The organism is Endozoicomonas montiporae CL-33, from assembly GCF_001583435.1.
GTDB classification, from domain to species: domain Bacteria; phylum Pseudomonadota; class Gammaproteobacteria; order Pseudomonadales; family Endozoicomonadaceae; genus Endozoicomonas_A; species Endozoicomonas_A montiporae.
The window spans coordinates 4,339,223-4,358,085 of sequence record NZ_CP013251.1; the positions used below are offsets into that span (position 1 = coordinate 4,339,223).

At 47.8% G+C, this 18,863-nt stretch carries 18 protein-coding genes and 1 pseudogene; 12 read left to right on the plus strand and 7 right to left on the minus strand.

Annotated features, from left to right (window positions below; genetic code table 11):
• Positions 1–15: 15 nt before the first annotated feature.
• The 7 genes from EZMO1_RS19865 to EZMO1_RS19895 all read right to left on the minus strand — a co-directional run bounded on the left by EZMO1_RS19865 (position 16) and on the right by EZMO1_RS19895 (position 8,244).
• The gene (locus EZMO1_RS19865) at positions 16–390 is read right to left on the minus strand and encodes a type III secretion system chaperone family protein (RefSeq protein WP_034875992.1); all 375 of its coding nucleotides are present in this window, start codon (positions 388–390) and stop codon (positions 16–18) included.
• A gap of 262 nt (positions 391–652) precedes the next feature.
• A complete protein-coding gene (locus EZMO1_RS19870) occupies positions 653–1,858 on the minus strand; it encodes a TyeA family type III secretion system gatekeeper subunit (protein ID WP_034875989.1) in 1,206 nt (401 codons plus the stop codon).
• A gap of 55 nt (positions 1,859–1,913) precedes the next feature.
• A complete protein-coding gene (locus EZMO1_RS19875) occupies positions 1,914–3,437 on the minus strand; it encodes a hypothetical protein (RefSeq protein ID WP_034875986.1) in 1,524 nt (507 codons plus the stop codon).
• Between the two features lie 28 nt (positions 3,438–3,465).
• Positions 3,466–5,001, minus strand: a complete 1,536-nt coding sequence (gene sctE, locus EZMO1_RS19880; protein WP_034875984.1) for a type III secretion system translocon subunit SseC family protein — start codon at positions 4,999–5,001, stop codon at positions 3,466–3,468.
• A 19-nt stretch (positions 5,002–5,020) separates the two neighbouring features.
• A complete protein-coding gene (locus tag EZMO1_RS19885) occupies positions 5,021–5,515 on the minus strand; it encodes a SycD/LcrH family type III secretion system chaperone (RefSeq protein ID WP_236632018.1) in 495 nt (164 codons plus the stop codon).
• A gap of 24 nt (positions 5,516–5,539) precedes the next feature.
• The gene (locus EZMO1_RS19890) at positions 5,540–6,394 is read right to left on the minus strand and encodes a hypothetical protein (protein ID WP_034875981.1); all 855 of its coding nucleotides are present in this window, start codon (positions 6,392–6,394) and stop codon (positions 5,540–5,542) included.
• Positions 6,395–6,537: 143 nt separating this feature from the next.
• Positions 6,538–8,244: a hypothetical protein gene (locus EZMO1_RS19895; RefSeq protein WP_034875978.1), complete on the minus strand. Its 1,707-nt coding sequence runs from the start codon at positions 8,242–8,244 to the stop codon at positions 6,538–6,540.
• 83 nt (positions 8,245–8,327) lie between these two features.
• On the opposite strand from EZMO1_RS19895, the gene EZMO1_RS19900 reads away from it, so the two are divergent.
• The 12 genes and pseudogenes from EZMO1_RS19900 (at position 8,328) to EZMO1_RS27000 (ending at position 18,585) form a co-directional block, all read left to right on the plus strand.
• On the plus strand, positions 8,328–9,008 hold the full coding sequence (locus EZMO1_RS19900; protein ID WP_051789929.1) for a trimeric intracellular cation channel family protein: 681 nt from the start codon (positions 8,328–8,330) through the stop codon (positions 9,006–9,008).
• A gap of 14 nt (positions 9,009–9,022) precedes the next feature.
• Positions 9,023–10,039, plus strand: a complete 1,017-nt coding sequence (locus EZMO1_RS19905) for an ABC transporter substrate-binding protein (protein WP_160174056.1) — start codon at positions 9,023–9,025, stop codon at positions 10,037–10,039.
• Entirely contained in the window at positions 10,023–10,760 is a 738-nt protein-coding gene (locus EZMO1_RS19910; RefSeq protein ID WP_051789926.1) for an ABC transporter ATP-binding protein, read from the plus strand. The genes EZMO1_RS19905 and EZMO1_RS19910 overlap by 17 nt, the downstream gene beginning before the upstream one ends.
• On the plus strand, positions 10,760–11,527 hold the full coding sequence (locus tag EZMO1_RS19915; RefSeq protein ID WP_051789924.1) for an ABC transporter permease: 768 nt from the start codon (positions 10,760–10,762) through the stop codon (positions 11,525–11,527). Before EZMO1_RS19910 ends, EZMO1_RS19915 begins: the two co-directional genes overlap by 1 nt.
• 63 nt (positions 11,528–11,590) lie before the next feature.
• Positions 11,591–12,118: an inorganic diphosphatase gene (ppa, locus tag EZMO1_RS19920; RefSeq protein WP_034875975.1), complete on the plus strand. Its 528-nt coding sequence runs from the start codon at positions 11,591–11,593 to the stop codon at positions 12,116–12,118.
• Between the two features lie 154 nt (positions 12,119–12,272).
• Positions 12,273–14,075: a protein-disulfide reductase DsbD gene (gene dsbD / locus EZMO1_RS19925; protein WP_222842147.1), complete on the plus strand. Its 1,803-nt coding sequence runs from the start codon at positions 12,273–12,275 to the stop codon at positions 14,073–14,075.
• A 144-nt stretch (positions 14,076–14,219) separates the two neighbouring features.
• A complete protein-coding gene (gene aroQ / locus EZMO1_RS19930; protein ID WP_034875970.1) occupies positions 14,220–14,663 on the plus strand; it encodes a type II 3-dehydroquinate dehydratase in 444 nt (147 codons plus the stop codon).
• 107 nt (positions 14,664–14,770) lie between these two features.
• Positions 14,771–15,232 carry an acetyl-CoA carboxylase biotin carboxyl carrier protein gene (accB, locus tag EZMO1_RS19935; RefSeq protein ID WP_034875967.1) on the plus strand — a complete coding sequence of 154 codons (462 nt, stop codon included), beginning with the start codon at positions 14,771–14,773 and terminating at the stop codon, positions 15,230–15,232.
• A gap of 10 nt (positions 15,233–15,242) precedes the next feature.
• Positions 15,243–16,586: an acetyl-CoA carboxylase biotin carboxylase subunit gene (accC, locus tag EZMO1_RS19940; protein ID WP_034875963.1), complete on the plus strand. Its 1,344-nt coding sequence runs from the start codon at positions 15,243–15,245 to the stop codon at positions 16,584–16,586.
• A gap of 155 nt (positions 16,587–16,741) precedes the next feature.
• Positions 16,742–17,626: a 50S ribosomal protein L11 methyltransferase gene (prmA, locus tag EZMO1_RS19945; RefSeq protein WP_034875960.1), complete on the plus strand. Its 885-nt coding sequence runs from the start codon at positions 16,742–16,744 to the stop codon at positions 17,624–17,626.
• A 125-nt stretch (positions 17,627–17,751) separates the two neighbouring features.
• Positions 17,752–17,832: pseudogene (locus EZMO1_RS28290) on the plus strand (MJ0042-type zinc finger domain-containing protein); the annotation flags it as partial.
• Between the two features lie 30 nt (positions 17,833–17,862).
• Entirely contained in the window at positions 17,863–18,585 is a 723-nt protein-coding gene (locus EZMO1_RS27000; RefSeq protein WP_051789921.1) for a DUF3426 domain-containing protein, read from the plus strand.
• Positions 18,586–18,863 lie beyond the last annotated feature (278 nt).

Consider the following 18,863-nt stretch of genomic DNA (forward strand, 5'->3'; position numbering starts at 1 on the left):
ACACCTTACGCAGAATTAAACACTCCCAATTTTTTCGAACTGCTGGGTTAATGTGTCAATCGAAGTTTCAATATTAGGTCTTGTAAACTCTTCGTTCGCGAGATAGATAAACAGCAGAAGTTCTTCCTCGCCTTTCAAGCCCACCTGCAGGGGAAATCTGGACGCTTTTGTGTAGTGGCATTCTTTTAGAGCGGCTACCAGCAACCCAAGACAGTCATGAACAGGAATTGTGCGAACCAGATACATCAATACACCGTCGTCCTGCTGTTCAAGATATAACTCACCACGACGCTCAAAATTGAGACTCAGTACGCCACTCTCGCCGAAGCCGAGACCTTCAATCCCCATCCCTTTGCCTATATCGGCCATCACATCGTCTCGCCAGTCCATAACCCGGGACTCTCCCTGTTGCTGTTCCTAGGAGTCTGTCGGACTTACCACTGACCTACTGCGAAAAAGCCGGATTTGGCCATTTTTGACGATCCTTTTCGTTGAATAGCTCGCTATTCGCCTCAAATGATCGTCAAAACTGTCTCAAACCGGTCTTTTTCTCGCTACGGTCGGCTAAGTCCGACAGACTCCTAGCTCGCCCCATAAAAACTCGGCGAGCTTTCTATGACCCACGCCCTCTTCTTGGTCTTTTTGCAGAAGGCTACTCTTCACTTTCATCATTGGGTCTTTTAACGGATGTCAGATCAACCGCAATTTCTCCGATGATACTGTCAGAATCCTGCGGGCTTGCGACTTCCTCAGCAGCTTCCTGCTCGATTTTGGAGTCCAGCCCCTCTGCAGCAGCCGAAATAATGGCCTGCTTGGTATCATCGTTGACAAAGACTTCATCCGGAATCATACGCACCGCTGCAACGACTTTAGTCAGCGTAAATATCTGTGCATCAAGCTGCTGCACATTCATTTTATCGGGTATTTTTTCAAAGTCGGCTTCGGTCACCCATTGCTGCTGTATCAAGTTAAGCAACTGTCCCATCAGAACATTCTCATTCAATTCTGTTTCAGGATACGTTCTGACCAGCTGCTCTTCTGTTTCAATACAACTATCATGAATAGCCACCAGCTGTTTCAGCTTGCTCAAATCCTTAACAATGGCATCCAGATGTTCTGGCGGTGCCGACGGATCCATAGAAGCCATTTCAGACGAGAGCAGTTTCAACTGCATAATAATGGCTTCTTCCACATCCTCAGTACCATAGTTTTCAGTAAGAAAATGATGCAGCTTTTCCAGCGACTGGTCATCTCGAACATAAGACTGAACATTGCTGTCGTAGGCTTCACGAATATCCCTGACTTCACCCAAATGAGGAAACCCGGCAGCGTCTTCAGAGACATTGACAGCTGCTTTTATCAGCGACTTGTTCTCGGCCCTGATGTCATCTCGTATTTCCCGGATCTGATCCGCTTTTTCTTTGTCGCCCAGGCGCTCAAAATAGTCTGCTGCAATATCGAGAGCCATAAACTGATCAACCTGATCATCGGAAAACTCTTCCAGTCTTTCCCGAATCTGCTGGTTCGTCAGGTTTTTCTGAGTCTGGAAATTATTGAGGAGATCTTTAACACCCTGAACGCCCTGGATGGTCTGGATTTTTTTGACACGATCGAGGATGGAAGCAGACAGTCCGGAACCCGTCTTGAATTTACGCTTATCTGAGGTTTTATTTTTAAATTGTCCGGCAATAAACGACATTTCTTCTGCAGCATCGGCGAACTTGGATGCATCATTAGAAGTGGCAACCAACCCTTCACCCTGCAGTTTGCCCGGTTGTCCCTGTGGGCTTTTTGCACCTTCAAGCTGCTTTGTGGGACCAGGATGCTGTGTAAAGTGTACGCCTCCGGTCTCGATCATTTACCTTCTCCCTGAAAAAAACAGCCAGCAATTAAGCTGGCTGTTATCCATTTCATTAACCGCGCGTTGTAGTCTTCAACGTCTCGAACCAGGTTCTTATTATCTCATCCATTCGGCTTTGGACGTTCTTAACGGAATCCTGCATGAGCTGCATCCACTCACTTTCACTGGTTGCTGAATTTTCATGAGTTTTCTGTAAAGCTTCTTCTTCTTTCTGCTCTGCCTGTTCCTGGGCCACCTGATATTGAAAGCCAGCCCCAACGGTTTCCCCGGTACTGCCTGTCATTGTTCCAGCAGCAGATGTTTTCTGCAATTGCGCGTTAGTCGCTGCAGATTTGGCTGAGGATGCGGCATTGGCATCAAGACCATCAGTATCCACTTTAGTGCTCTTGGCTGCACCACCTAAAGAAATGCCACCTGAAGCAATCTTCATCGTACCACCAACAACACCTGCTACCAGGGCACTAGTACCTGCTTTTCTGATGTCCTCAGCCTGACTGAGTACGGACTCTTTTGCTGAATCGTATTCAATGGCCCTGGATTCTCTGGCTATCTTGCGACCAGTAATGCTCATCTCAAACATAAGCTCAAGCACAACAAAAATATCTGCCAGTGCTTTTACCAGAACATCGCCCGGGTAATTACCATTCGCCAATCCGTTAGCCGCTGCAGCAGCACTTTGCAACAAATTTATCTGCTGGCTGTTGTTCGTTAACAATACCTTCTGGTTTTGAAGAGTCGTAGGGTCTGAAAATGCCAGGGCAACCTGTGCCTGCTTATCAGTGAGACCGAACTTCATTAACTGCTGCAACTGCTGATTACTGCCCGCTGTTTTGCCTTCCAGCAAGGCCAGAATACGCCCGGCCTGTTCCTGACTAAAGCCCAGAACTCCCAACTTGGCTTTGTTGCCTGTAGCCTGATGCATCGAAACCAGAGCATTCCCTTCATCGTCGGGATCGGCCAGAGCCATCAAAGCATCAATTTGAGCATCACTAAAGCCCATGTTCTTAAGCGAGTCTTTTTTACCCTGAAGTGCAGCTGCTCCGCCATGCATGGATTCCAGTGAGTTCGCAGCAGTATCTGGATTGGCCAGAGACATCAATGCATCCATCTGCCGTTCACTGAAGCCAAATGAAGCAAACAATGACTTTTTACCTTCCGCCCCAGAAGTCTTTTTACCGCTAAGCTGCTCCAGAAATACAACCGTGTCTTGAAGAATTTCAGCCGAATTTTGCAGTTTGGTCATTTGCTCTGGTGTCAGCTTGCCTTCTTTAGCATTTCGAATGATATCGAAGGTACTGGCCACAGCTTTATCCGTAACTTTTTCTAAATCATTCAGGTTATTTTTAGCCTGTTCCAGGTGAGTCGGTTTTACATCCTCCGGAGGATCAATGTCTGGTGTTCTGGTTCCCTGACCTTTAAGGACGCTAGATTCGTCTGCTTTTCGGCTGGCACTGATATTTTTCCCATCCAGATCACCAGAGCCAACTCTTTCTATGTCCTCTCCACCCTGTAGCGCACTTACCTGAGAAGCAACGTCTACATTAGCCGTCGAAGTTGATTGTCCTATTTGTGACATAACTGACCTCCTGTCAAAGACTCATCACTTAAGCCCGTAAGTTACGTGCCAGTGTGGATTTCGTATCATGGTTTGCCTTGATGATGTTCGTCGCAACGCTGTAGCCTGATTGCAACTCATCAATGGCCCGCTGAAGCCCTTCCATCGCATCGTCAATTGACTGCTGAATTCTTAGCATGAATGCTTTTTGATCCAGTGCGTCGGCCTTGAGATTCTCTGCCTGATAAGAGTAAACAGCAGAAGCTGTCGAGGCAGCCCCATCGCCTATGGTGGCAGCACCCTGCACGCCTTGAGCAACCTTTTTAAGCCTGTCCATCATACTCGAGAATTTTGCTGCAGTTGCGGCAGCCTTGGCAGCAGTATTAGTTGCTGTCGCCGTGACAGATGCTCCTGTTGAAGCTCCGGAAGCTGCAGTATTAGCTGCCGTACCAGCGACTTTTGCCCCCGCAGACGCTGCATTAGCGGCACCACTTGCCGCCCCTGCAGCTCCCAAAGACAGCAAAATGGAAAGGCTCGTCCAAAACGCCGTCGCTCCCGCTTGGGCTCCTTCACCGTCACCAAAAATTTTCATCATAAAATTGTTCGTTTCAGATGAAGCTACCATCGTGACAGAAAGAGCCAGAGCAGCAAACATCATGCCACCAGCTACCGCACCCACTCCCGTTGCCACCATGGCGATAGCTGCAACAGCCATTACAGCTAGCGCGATATAGCTAAATATTCTCCCTATCCAGCCGCTTGCCTTGGCTTTGTTTGCTTTTTCAATCGCTTCTGTGATTTGAGAAATACGCTTGCTGCTGGCTTCTTCTCTGTTCATCTGCCCAATCCGGATAGTCTGCTCATCAAACTTGATTCTTTCGTTCTGAAGTTTGCTCTGCAGCTCTGTAATCATGGTTGTTGCAGCATCGATATCCAGCAGGTCTTTATTTTGCAAAACCGCTTTCGTTAAATTTGTCACATCAGCCTGGATGCCTTTTTGCAAATCCTCGGGTATATCAGTAATCGCTGCAATCCGAGTCATGGTATCCTCAAAAGCATTGTACAGTTTGCTGAGTTTCTGTTGACCGTCAGACGCAAACAGATCTTTCATACGGGCAGAAGCTGAGTGCATGGATGACAGAGAGTTGTCAGGATCATCCGGGTCTGCCAGTGCAGTCATACCGTCAATCTGCGCTTCATTGAAGCCCATTTTCTGTAATTCGGCTTTTTTGCCCTGAAGGGTTGAAACCTGGGCTGCCAGAGGCGTTTTTTTTAACTGCTCAACACTTTTTCCCAGAGAGGCTGCCACTGGCGTGTCGCCATCCTGCTCAGCCGCTTTTAGAACCTCTGTGGTCGCTTTTTCGGATTCACCCTTTTCGGAAGGTTTATCCAGACTTGGTTTAGGAACCTGTGAGGCTGGCGCTGTATCTTTTTGATCACCTTCTGTTCTGGAGTAAGAATTTTGCCCACTAAACCCCCGGTCAACAGGTTTTTCAGTCTCCTGAACTTCATTTCCCGAAGCAATCAAACCTGCATTCTGTGAAGGGTCTGTACTTCCAACAGAGCCTGTATTAATTCCACTCATTGACGTTACTCCCTGAAAGTTATTCGCTTTCTTCTGAATCAGTTAAATTATTGAGCATTTCTGCGGCACGCTGTTTTTCATCATCGTACTCTGAGCTTTCAGAAGCCCACTCAATAGCTGATTCATACGACTGTCTGGCTTTTGTCTTATCTCCCATTGCCAGGTGGCAATCGCCAATGTAAATCATCGGACGGGGATCATGCTCGTCAAGCACCAGCGCAAAGGTGAAAATTTCGATAGCGCTCTCAAACTGTTTTTGCATTTGCTGGCAGGCACCCAGACCTAAGAAATATTTACGATTAAAGTGGTCGTAGAAACATAGAAACTGAAACACTTTCTGAGCTTCCTCATATTTACCACCCTGATAGAGGTTGTATGCCACGCTGTAGATAGCTTCCATTGCATCTTCGCTCATATTTTTAAGGTCTTTGAATGTCCCGCCCTTTCCAAAGAACTCCATGAGCATGTCTTCCATTTCTTCACCAGAAAGCTGGTCGATATTTTGATCATTCACGCTTGTTTCCTCCCTGAATTAAACTCAGCGTAGATTCTGTATTACGGTACTTAAAGACTGATAATACTTATTAATAAAGTTAGACAACATCTCGAATGACTGGTTGTATTTGTTGATTGTTTGTTGAAGCTTAGTTGTTTCCAACTGGGATTGACTAGTCAATGCTTCTATCTGTGTTTTCAAACCCTCAATATTGACTTCCCATTGAGAAGAGTTATGTTCACTGCCTTCAAAAGAGTTAGCCCCAAAGCGATTCCAAACACTTTTAAATTCATTTGTGAATGTGGTTGTCCCTGTAGTTCCTTTATCAGCTGCTTTCTGTTTTTCATTCTTTGCCTTTACCAGCCAGCTATTCGCTTCTTCTAATCGCTTGTTTTTCTCTTGAATGGATTCAATCTGCTCACGCAACTGCACCTGAATGATATCAGCCCTGGCTGTCAGAACCGACATAACCAGTGCATCCAGACTAGGTTTGGAGAAATCCACCTTTTCCCCCAATGTATAAGCATTTATCGTTTGCGCACCTGGACCGATATAATTATCACCCTGCCAGTTTGCAGGATTGCTCACCTGATTCAGCATTGAGACCGGTGTCTGGACATAGACAAGCTGTTTCGCTGCATCATTCAACTCACCAGCGTATTTCAGGGCATTCAACGTTGATTTATCAACTGCATAAAAATGCGTTGGAGTCAGTGAATTACCCTGATCATCGGGATCCGCAAGTGCCATTAACGCTTCTATCTGGGCATCACTGAAACCAGAGGCTCTTAAAGAGCTTTTTTTACCTTCATTGATGGTGACGGGAGTAGAACCAGTATTTGCTCCAGTAACTCCACCACTTCCTGACCCATCTACTGACGGTGTGCCATCTGCCATCTGAAAAGAACTCCCTGTATTTCGTGCAAGAGATTAATTTCGCACATTACCTTTAATCTAGGTGATTCCTGAAAATTGACACTAAAATCAAATGAGACTTCGGTATGAAATCTCATTTTGTTATATTTATTTATTTTTAATTTCTAAATTTTTTCCTTTTTAAAGCGAGGCTGAACGTTAACAATATCACCCACTATTTTCTTCTGAGCTGCTGTAATGAAATCACTAAAATAAAGGCTGGCAATAAATAAAGCTCCCGGGAGCGCATCATCAACTGACAATTTTTTGTGCGCTACCCTCAAGATTGTATCAGCATCTTGCTCACTACAGCTCTTGTTACCCATTTTTTCAATCAGCTCTGCTCTCAATAAGAAATAGTGCCGCCTGTTCGTTAAGTTATCTATATCAATTGGGCTGTTTGGCCCGACACTCACACCACCGCTTCCATCTGTCCGATCATTATGTCCAGTACCATTTGTTTTTGCAGTTTTATTCGGCGTATTTGGCTTGGGAGCAACCGCTGGTGGCTGTTTGACTGCACGTCGATCCAAACGTTCATCAATAGCCGCAATATGCACTTTAATAACTTTTTTAGCTCTGGGCGGTAGGCCCTCCTGATTCATGAATATCTCAGCAGTAGATTTATAGCCTCTTAGCTTCTCATCATCAAGATCAGGTAAGTTATCAAGCATATCCTCTGTAGCTATATGCATTTCATCCAGCAATTCTTCTTCAAATCGTTCGTCGTCAACCCCTTCTGGTTTCATAGCGGCTTTTTTCACAACATTGAAAATGCTCGATACAGCTTCCCAGCCTTCACGATTTTGGGGATCAAACCCGGCCTTTGAAAATAAGGGGGCCAATATACTGGCAATATTATCAGATCGACTTCCTTCGCCATTAATCACTTGCTCTTCAATTCTGGCAATATCCTGTGGATCTATTCTTTTCCCTCTTACAATTTTATCTTTCAATTTATCCAACTCATCACCCCGATCTGATGATTTTATAAAGCCAGTGTTCTCTACAGCCAGAAAATCGTTCTTCGGCACACGAGGTTGAGCAGTATCATCGGGTTGAGCAGTATCATCGTCTTTTTTCTTTTTGGATTCTGCAGATGGCGGAGGTGGCGCATTCTGAGGACCGTCATCAGCATAAAGGAAAGCCATTGACATTGATAACATCATGACACCCGTCGCATAAAAAGGTGCGCCTATGGGAAATGTCAAAGCACCACCAATAATCATAGCGGCTCCAATAACGCCGCCAATGGTGAACTTTTTATGAGGTATTTTATCGATAAAAGAGAGTTCTTTTTTCAGCCCGGCTTCAATTTCTTTCTCTCGTTCAGTATCCGGATCATTACCAACTTCTTCTGTCGAAGTAATTTCCACATTTCTTCTTGCAGACTGAACAGGAGGCTCTTCACCTGTGTGAGAAGCTGTTGCAGGTAACCGGCTATCCGATTCATCACTCAAACGTGCCTGCTTGGAAGGTGTAGCACCATCAATCGGCTTAGGCACATCATCAGGATGTTTTCTTTTTAAGTGCTTATTCATCAGAGTATCTAGATCAGCATCAGAACCATAGCCTTCATCTTCAGACCCAGAGCCAAACCCCTCAGGATCAAGGCTCTCGTTGGAATTAGTTGCATGACGTTCTTGAATTCGCCGCGTTGGAGGACTGTTGTCACCCTGACTTCTGGCTCTTCGGACAACAGGCTTGCCTCGCGCAGACTTAACTTTGCTGCTGCCGAGCTTTCCGACGCCTTCTCTCTGGGGTCCCTCCGGATCTAAAGAGCCACCTGGTTGACGGGGTCCCGTTGGTCCGCCTGAATATCCTATTCCCATAAAAAGCCGGTTCCAAAGTTCCTTTTTCTTATACTTGATAAAGTCTAGTTTATTTATATCTGCACTATCGGCACGTAGCAGCTATGCAAAGACTCTATGTCGCCATCTATTCCGGACTCACCAGTCAAACAGGTAAAGCCCCCTTGCTCGAAATACTCTATATAATAGCCATCACTGTAGAAGCCATGTCCGGAGCCATAGCCGCTGGCAAAAAGCAGATGGATCCTTTTGGCATACTCATCATTGCCTGTGTCACCGCATTTGGCGGCGGTACCTTGCGGGATCTCGTTCTCGATAATCACCCGCTGGTCTGGGTTGGCCGGCCCGACTTTTTGATTATTACCTGTTCAGCTGCTTTACTGATCATCCTGGTTCGCCCATGGATTAAATACCTGACAGAAGCTTTCCTGGTTCTGGATGCCATAGGGCTGATCACGTTCAGTATTATTGGCGCACAAAAGACCCTTCAACTGGGTCACAGCTATCTAATCGCCAGTATTATGGCGGTATTTACCGGGGCTTTTGGCGGCGTTATCAGAGATATTCTCTGCAATCAGGTACCACTGGTTTTCAGAAAGGAGTTGTATGGAAGTATCTCCTTTTTGGCAGCATGGATGTTTCTGGGTCTGACCATGACATCACTATCAATGACAGCTTGCATAGTCATGACACTGATTACAGGTTTCGCCTTACGGATACTGGCTATCACCATGAATCTTGAGCTGCCCAAATTTAATTTCGATGATCAGAATAAAAAAGGCTGAAAGACGTTATGAAAATGCCTTACGTATTAGTTCCACTGCTGCTTTCATTTAAACTACTGGCAGCCCCCGTACCGAACAAGGACACTATTCATCTTTCATTGCTGCCCTTCTTTTCTTCCGCTGCTGTATTTATTGCCAAAGAAAAAGGCTGCTTTCGGGAGGAAAATCTCGATGTTGAATTCATACACGCGGGGGCTGCCCAGAACGTCGCTTTGTCCGTTGCTTCAGGAGAAGCCGATATAGGCGTAACCGCCCTGACCGCTGGCTTTTATAACCTTGCCGGTAAAGGCGAACTGAAAATCATTGCCGGTCAGTACCAGGAGAAAAAAGGCTGGCCCGGTTCCACCTTCTTAGCCTGCAACACAGCCTATGAAAAAGGCCTGACTTCCCCTGAGATGACAATTCACCACAGCATGGGCATTACCCAGACCGGTTCAACTTTCCACCGCTGGTTCGGTGCCATGGCCGATAGACAGGGAGAAACGCTGGACAATAACCTTCTTATTCGTCTACAAACCGTTCCTGCAATGATCGCCGCCCTAAACTCCTGTCAGGTGGATAGCATCACTATGATGTCGCAAGTTGCCTACAAACTTTCCAGTGAAAATAAAGCCCACATCATCGGCAGAGTGTCAGACTACAGCCCCGGACAAATGGGTATAGTCTTTGCGTCTCCCCGGTCGATCAAAAATCAACCGGACAAAATTCAACGCTTTTTGAACGCCTACAAAAAAGCCAGTCAGATTTACTTTGACACGCTGATAACCGGTGATAATAACAATGAAAAACAAGCTCTATTGTCACGAATCAATCAATACCTGACTCCCAAACTACCAGAAAATCTACTCCCTGAAGCCGTAGTTTATCTGGACAGAAGCGCCCGGCCCGATATTCCATCCATGCAGGAAAATCTGAACTGGTATCAGCAACAGGGACTCGTCAATAAAAAGTACAACCTCGACGAGATGCTGGCTCTGGAGCTGCTGAACAATCCCGATAAAATCCCGGTAACCAATGGAAAACTGCCTTGAAATATCGAACCTGAGCTTTGCCTATTCAAAGCAGCAGGTTCTGACTGATATCAGCTTCAGCCAGAAAAGGTCTGAGTTTCTGGGCATAGTAGGAGAATCAGGCTGCGGCAAGTCCACCCTTCTGCGTCTGATCAATCAGCTGTTACAACCCGATGAAGGCAGTATCCAGCGTTATGGACTGTCATCCATACTGTTTCAGGACGATCGTCTTCTGCCCTGGAAAACCTGCAGGGAAAACGTCAGGCTTGCAATGTCTCAGCAACCACCAAAGCATCACGACGGCACAAAACAGATAACATCACTGTTTAAAAAGCTCAGAATCCCTGAAGTCAGACATCAGTACCCACACCACTTATCAGGCGGTATGCGTCAACGGGTTGCTTTGGCAAGAGCCCTGATAAGCCAGCCCGATTTACTGCTTCTCGATGAACCTTTTGCAGCCGTTGATCATTTCACCCGACAGACGCTCATATCTGAATTGCTTTGTGAGCTTAAACAGCTCCGGAAAACCCGTCCTGTCTCAATGATTCTGGTCACACACAATATCGACGAAGCGCTGTTTCTCTGCGACAGAATACTTATTTTGGGAAAAAATCCGGCGACTATTCAACATTCACTGGACGTTCCAGAACTGCCTGCGGACTGGCAAACCTTCTACCAGTCAAACGACGCTACCAGACTGAAACTAAACACTCTCAGTCTTCTGGAAGATCTGCAGTAATGAGTTTGAAATCAGTTGTGAAGGCACACTCACCACTGATGAACCTTGTTGCAACGAGTATCATTCTTCTTTTGTGGCAGGCGGGCTGTGAAGCAGGGGTCATCAACACCACGTTTATGCCTTCCCCACTCACAATCACAGAAACATTATTTGAAGAAATCGTTTACGGTGAGCTGCTTCAGCATTTAAAGGCTTCTCTGATTCGTCTGTTGACGGGCGCATCATGCGGCATTCTTTTTGGTTTACTGGCAGGTCTGGCTGTGCATCTTTCCAGAGTCGCTCGCTCGGTTCTTTCTCCCTGGGTTTCCAGCCTGTTTGCCGTGCCAAAAATTGCCCTGTTACCGTTATTAGTGATCTGGCTGGGAACCGGTGAAAGCAGCCGCCTTGCCATGATTGCACTGGGTATCGCGCTACCTACCGCCATTTATACGTGGAACTCGCTGGATCAGGTGAATGACAAATGGGTGGAACTGGGGCAATCGCTCAGGCTGTCCCGCTTACAAATGGTTTACCACATCCTGTTACCCGCAGCATTACCCAACATTCTGACGGGCATTCGCCTGTCCATCACTATTGGCATCATTTTACTAACCGCCGCCGAAATGCTGGGTTCATCGACAGGGATAGGCTTTTATCTAATGAACGCCGGACATCTGGCTCTGGTTGAACAAATGATGTCAGCAGTGGTTGTACTGATAATAATGGCAAACAGTTGCAACCTGTTGCTGGCACAACTCAGTCGCTACCTTCTCGGATGGATGGAATGACGAAGATTATTTCGCAAATACCCATTATAATGTCGGTTTTTAACTAGAAGCCTGATCAGAAACATGAGCTACGCAAACATTCCAGCGGGCAAAAGCCTTCCAGAAGACATCTTCGTCGCCATTGAAATACCAGCCAATGCATCCCCCATTAAATACGAAATCGACAAAGATATTGACGCTCTCATGGTTGATCGCTTTATGGCGACCCCCATGTTTTATCCAGCCAACTATGGCTATATCCCACAAACTCTGGCCGATGATGGCGACCCGTTGGATGTACTGGTCGTAACCCCTTATCCGGTGGTTCCCGGTTCAGTCATTCGTTGCCGTGCCGTGGGTATGCTGAATATGTCCGACGAAAGTGGTCAGGACGAAAAGCTGATCGCCGTCCCTCACGACAAGCTGACCCCTGTCTACAAAGACGTGCAGGAGTACACCGACCTTCCTCCCCTGCTGATTCAGCAAATCGAGCATTTCTTTGAAAATTACAAAGATCTGGAAACCGGCAAGTGGGTTAAAATTGATGGCTGGAAAGGGCGCGAAGCAGCCTTCGAAGTCATCAAACAGTCCGCAGCCAATTATAAAGGCTAAAGAAACTCACACCCGTGGCAGAGGCATCCTTTGCCACGACTTGCAGACCGACTTGCAAGCAGGGCATTAGCTTCCACAATTAAAGGACTCCAACATCAATAAAAGCCTTTATCGAATGTCCGGAATATCACTCACATTATCAAATAAAGCAACTGTGCCTTCAAAAGCGCACTTGTTTCTATTTATGTTCCTGTTTCTGTTCAGCTGTCTGGTGCGTGCAGAAGGCTTCCAGAATCTGATCAGCCAGCCATCTTCAGGCCAGCAGGCGTTTATTCCCGTTGAAGAAGCTTTTCAGTTGTCCGGTGAAATTCGAGACAATCAGGCTCTGATCCATTTTGTTGTGACTCCGGGTCATTACCTCTATAAAAAGCGCTTTAACTTCGCAGCCCGGCATGCAGACCTCTCTCTGGGTGAAGCAACATTCCCCTCTGGTAAAGAAAAATACGACGAAAACTTCGACGAAATTCTGGAAGTCTTTGACCGCGATATCACCATACAACTCCCCGTCAACACTTCTCAGGAACTGCTGGAAATTGATGTCCGTTTTCAGGGGTGTGCCGAGGCAGGGCTCTGTTATCCACCGCACACCAAAACGTTAATACTTGCCGGTTCTGATAGCTCCCCGACATCAGGGACGACCATCAGCCCGACAACCATTAACACTTCAGAAAACTATGAAACCAACCTGTTCGAAAAGAGTTTTTTCACTTCGCTACTGCTCTTTCTACTGGCAGGCATTGGTCTGACATTTACTCCCTGCGTTCTGCCTATGGTGCCTATTCTGTCGAGCATATTGGTGGGAAATTACTCTGCATCACGTCCGAAGGTCATCAGCCTGACGCTCGCTTATATCCTGAGCATGTCCCTGACCTTTGCTGCGGCAGGTACTCTGATGGGACTTTTTGGTGCCAGTCTCAACCTACAGGCAAAACTGCAATCACCATGGCTGATCGGTCCTTTTGCTGCCCTGTTTGTTCTTCTGGCCTTGAGCATGTTCGGACTTTATGAGTTGCAACTGCCTGAAAAACTACGCAATAAACTGGGTAACGCCGGACAATCCCAGGGCAGCCTGACCGGAGCACTGATAATGGGTGTTCTGTCTGCTCTGGTTGTCTCCCCTTGTGTATCTGCTCCTCTCGCCGGCGCGCTTATCTACATAGGCACAACCGGTGACGCCCTGCTAGGCGGGCTATCACTGTTTGCTCTGGGTTTAGGCATGGGGTTACCGCTGTTGCTCATTGGTATTGGGGGGCGTCACCTGCTGCCCAAAGCAGGGCAATGGATGGATTCCGTAAAAGTCTTCTTCGGTTTTTTACTGCTGTTTGTTGCTATCTGGATGATCGAAAGAATCATTCCCGGCTATCTCACACTGCTTCTCTGGGGAAGCCTCTTCGCAGGCGCAGGTGTAAAGCTAGGCGCTATGAATTTCCAACCCAAACAAGGCTGGGCAATAATCCGCCAGTCTCTGGGTATTATTTTTCTGATTTATGGAGCCTGCCTCATAGTAGGTGCAGCCCGTGGAAACACTGACCCTTTACAGCCACTCGCAACCACTACTTTCACCAACCCTGCTTCTTCAAACAGTGGGTTAACCTTCACCAAAACCCAGTCCATTACAGAACTTAACAATTTATTACAGCAGGCAAAAAACCAACAACAACCGGTCATGGTGGATGTTTATGCAGACTGGTGCCTGTCCTGCAAAGTCATGGAGCGCACCGTCTTTCCTGATCCGGCAGTACAACCATTGCTTCAGCAGCTGCAGTTAATCAAGCTTGATGTTACCGACAATTCCCGCCAGCATCAGGTCTGGCTGAATGATTATCAGTTGTTTGGCCCTCCAGCCCTGCTATTTTTTGACCTCTCGGGACAGGAATTGAGCCAGCTCAGAAGCCTTGGTGAAATACAGGCTCCTGCGCTGGCTGGAAAACTGGAAAATCTATTGTCCGTCCAGTAACAAACTGAAACAGTTCGCTGAATAAATTTCATGCTACAAATTAGCTGAAATGCTTCGTAACTGTCATTAACGCACCGTAACAAGCACGAACTGGACGATTTTCTAACATTACGGCACAATGCAATGCGATTGTGAGAGGAATACATGGCAAGCATACTTGTACTCAACGGCCCAAACCTTAACCTGCTCGGAAAACGAGAGCCAGGGGTTTATGGTGCAACCACTTTGAAACAGATCAACCAGAATTTGGAGACACTGGCGAACAGTCAGGGGCACCAGCTGGAGTCCTTTCAGAGTAATGCCGAGCATGAGCTGATTGAGCGTATTCATCAGGCTGGCGAACAAGGCGTTGATTTTATCATTATCAATCCTGCCGCCTATACCCATACAAGTGTTGCTATTCGAGATGCCGTTCTGGGTGTTTCCATCCCATTCGTTGAAGTGCATCTCTCCAATATCCATCGCCGTGAACCTTTCCGTCATCATTCCTATTTCAGCGATATCGCCGAAGGCGTTATTGCCGGACTGGGGCCCAAAGGTTATGAACTGGCTCTGAGTTATGCTCTTGAGCAAATAACCCGACAGTAAGACAAACAAGAACAATGAATTCGAGCTTTCGACCGGGCACATCCCGTCCAACTCGTACCCCTTTCAACCCTTGGCAAAGCCTGCCAAACAGAATTTGAGATTGAACCATGGACATCAGAAAAGTAAAAAAGCTCATTGAGCTGCTGGAAGAATCCGGAATTGATGAGCTGGAAATTCATGAAGGGGAAGAATCCGTCCGAATCAGTCGTTACTCTCAGAACGCACCTGCTGCCAGCTTTGTTGCTCAGCCGGCTCCGGTAGCCGCCGCACCAGCTCCTGCAGCCGCTGTAGCGCCTGCGGCTGAGGCTGTTGCTCCGGCAGCCGCACAACCAACTGGCCATCAGGTTAACTCTCCCATGGTTGGCACCTTCTACACCGCTCCCTCCCCCAGCTCACCCGCTTTTGTTGAAGTCGGTCAGCAAGTCAAGGAAGGCGACGTACTGTGCATCGTCGAAGCCATGAAGATGATGAACCAGATCAAAGCCGACAAGTCCGGCACCATCGAAGCCATTCTGGTTGATAACGGCCAGCCCGTTGAATACGACCAGCCATTATTCACAATCTCCTGAGAGTAATGCCATGCTGGATAAAATCGTTATTGCCAACCGGGGTGAAATCGCCCTGAGGGTACTGCGAGCCTGTAAAGAGCTGGGCATAAAAACTGTCGCAGTCCATTCCAAAGCAGACAAAGACCTGATGCATGTTCATCTGGCTGATGAATCCGTCTGCATTGGTCCAAACAGTCCGGTAGAAAGCTACCTGAACATTCCGGCCATTATCAGCGCTGCCGAAGTGACCGATGCCACGGCCATTCATCCTGGTTATGGTTTCCTGTCTGAAAACGCTGACTTTGCCGAGCAGGTAGAACGCAGTGGTTTCAACTTTATCGGCCCGTCAGCAGACGTCATTCGTCTGATGGGCGACAAGGTGTCTGCCATCGCCGCCATGAAACAGGCTGGCGTGCCCACAGTGCCCGGTTCCGATGGCCCGCTGACCAGCGATACCGAACGCACCCTTGAGATCGCCCGTCGTATCGGTTATCCGGTCATCATCAAAGCCTCCGGTGGCGGTGGCGGCCGGGGCATGCGTGTGGTTCACGAGGAATCTGAGTTGTTGAACGGTATCAGCCTGACCAAGTCAGAGGCCAAGGCTGCGTTTAATAACGATGTGGTGTATCTGGAAAAATTCCTGCAAAACCCTCGTCATGTAGAATTTCAGGTGCTGGCCGATGGTCAGGGCGGCGCTATCCATCTGGGTGATCGCGATTGTTCATTGCAGCGCCGCCATCAGAAAGTCATCGAAGAAGCACCAGCGCCTTACATCGACGAAGATGCTCGCGCCACGGTTGCTGCAGCCTGTACCCGAGCCTGTATTGAAATCGGCTACCAGGGTGCTGGCACCTTTGAGTTTCTCTATGAAGACGGTCGCTTCTACTTCATTGAAATGAACACCCGTGTTCAGGTCGAGCACCCGGTCACTGAAATGATTTCCGGCGTCGATATTGTCAAAGAGCAGCTGCTCATTGCCAGTGGTCAGCCCCTGAGCATTACTCAGGATGATGTTGTCCTTCAGGGCCACGCGTTCGAATGCCGTATTAACGCAGAAGACCCGACCACCTTTATGCCCTCACCGGGTAAAGTGAGCCAGTTCCATGCGCCAGGTGGTAACGGTGTCCGGGTAGATTCCCATCTGTATAACGGCTATACCGTGCCGCCCTATTACGATTCACTGATTGCCAAGCTGGTGACCTTCGGACCGGATCGCGAAACAGCTCTGAAACGGATGCGCAATGCTCTGGATGAAGCCGTTATAGAAGGCATACGAACCAATATTCCTCTGCACCAGGAGCTGGTTCGTGACACCAACTTTGAAAAAGGTGGTGTCAATATTCACTATCTGGAAAGCAAACTGGCTGAAGACTGATTCCTGATAGCCGGAACCGATTCCCATGGCGGACTGCTCTGCCATGGGAACCACTCTTTCGTGCAGACCTCAAGCCAACACCCTGCTAGAATTATCCCCGTTTTCCGCAGAATGTCTGTTCTGCCTTTCTTCTCTTTTTTACAAGTTCTCTTCTCATGCCCTGGATACAAATCAGACTTGATACCAATTCCGATCATGCCGCAGAACTGGAAGATCTGCTGCTTGAAGCCGGAGCCAGTGCCGTTACCCTACAGGACGGAAAAGATCAGCCACTGCTTGAGCCGGAACCCGGCAGCACCCCGCTCTGGCACCATACCGTCGTCATCGGCCTGTTCGACGCCCATACCGATATGGAAGCAGTGGTCAGCCAGCTTCAACATCAGTACCAGCGAGAGCCTTTCCCAAATCATAAAGTTGAAATTGTGGAAGACAAAGACTGGGAACGTGAATGGATGACCCACTTTGTGCCCATGCAGTTTGGTAAACGGCTGTGGGTTTGCCCGAGCTGGAAGGAGGTTCCGGAGCCGGACTCTGTGAACCTGATGCTCGATCCGGGTCTGGCTTTTGGTACCGGTACTCATCCAACCACCGCATTATGTCTGGAATGGCTGGAAAAGCAGGGCGACCTGTGCGAAAAAACCGTCGTCGATTACGGCTGCGGCTCTGGTATTCTGGCCATTGCAGCCCTGCTGCTGGGTGCCAGACGCGTCACCGGTGTAGACCTGGACCCGCAGGCTTTGACCGCCACCATCAACAATGCTGAACGAAACAACATTGCTCCGGAAAAACTACAGGTCTTTCTGCCAGAAAAAGCCCCGCAGGAAACAGTGGACATAGTACTGGCCAATATTCTTGCCGGGCCGCTGGTTCAGCTGGCTCCCACTTTGGCTGACTACCTGAAACCGGGCGGCAAGATCGCTCTGTCCGGCATTTTGTCTGAACAGACCGACAGCATTGTCAGCACTTACTCTGAATGGTTTGATCTTGAACCGGTTGTGCACAACGATGACTGGATTCTGGTAACAGGTACCCGTCGCTGATTTATCCATTTCCAGTGTAGATTCCGTGAAAGCTCCTACACTGGACTCCCCCTTTACTCTTTGGTCTAATTCCTATGGTAATGGTTGAAACCCACCACATGACCACTCTGGAATAGATACGCCCAATGACGCCCTCAAGGATCAGAACCACCCGCTGCCCCAAATGCCACACCTCTTTTCGCGTCACTCAGGCACAACTCCAAACAGCTGGGGGCTCTGTTCGCTGCGGCTCTTGCTTGAATATTTTTAATGCGGGCAAGGATGTGGACAGTGAGCCGGAAAGCATCATTGAAAACAAACAAACCAAAGCTTTAACAAGCGATGCTGAAACCTCAAAACCTGAACAGTCACAAGACGAGGTCACTGCCTCGCCCACTACTGGGCAATCAAGCTCCACTCTTAACTCATTACTGAAGAAAGTAGATAAAGAGCAAGTCGAAATCCGCCATGAAAGACGCACAAAGCGAAGCAAAATCAGCAAAAAACGCCTGCTTCAATACAGTGTCGTCTTAAGTGCCTGCCTGACACTGGGCTTTCAATACCTGTGGTTCAACAAAGATGAGCTGTCTTTAAATCCAGCAATACGCCCTTATTTACAATCAGTGTGTAAAACCTTGAACTGCACGCTGCCTCCAGTTGTCAATATCAGTGAAATACAAAGCTCACAATTGCTGGTTCGTATTCACCCGGATAATGAGCAGATGATGGTGGTGGATGCAGTCATTGTTAACCAGGCCAGCCACCCCCAACCCTGGCCCAAACTGTCTCTGGCGTTCACCGATCTTCAGGATCAACCCGTTGCCAGCCGAACTTTCAGTCCGAAAGAGTACCTGGGCGGCGAACTGGCAGGCACAAAAGAGATGCCTGCCAATCAGGCGATTCGACTGAGTCTTGAACTGCTTGACCCCGGCCCCGACGCTGTGAACTATCGCCTTACCTTCAAGAGAAAAACACGGTAGATAACGGAAAAACACCGTTGCACACCATCCAACAGATAATGATAGTTACTTAATATTTAAACTATTAACTACTTGATTTAGATCAAGAATCGGTCAGATTACAGCGGCAACACCTTGAGGTTTTCACCAGATAAGTCACTATATAAACGCCGATGAAAAAGATTATTTATCTTTAGTTAACCAATAAGCGGTTAAATCCACCTTTAAAAGGTAGGTTTATCGAAGCCGTTCTTTGCGAGTGACTGAAGCGGCTGACTGACAGAGGAATTTCGTACATT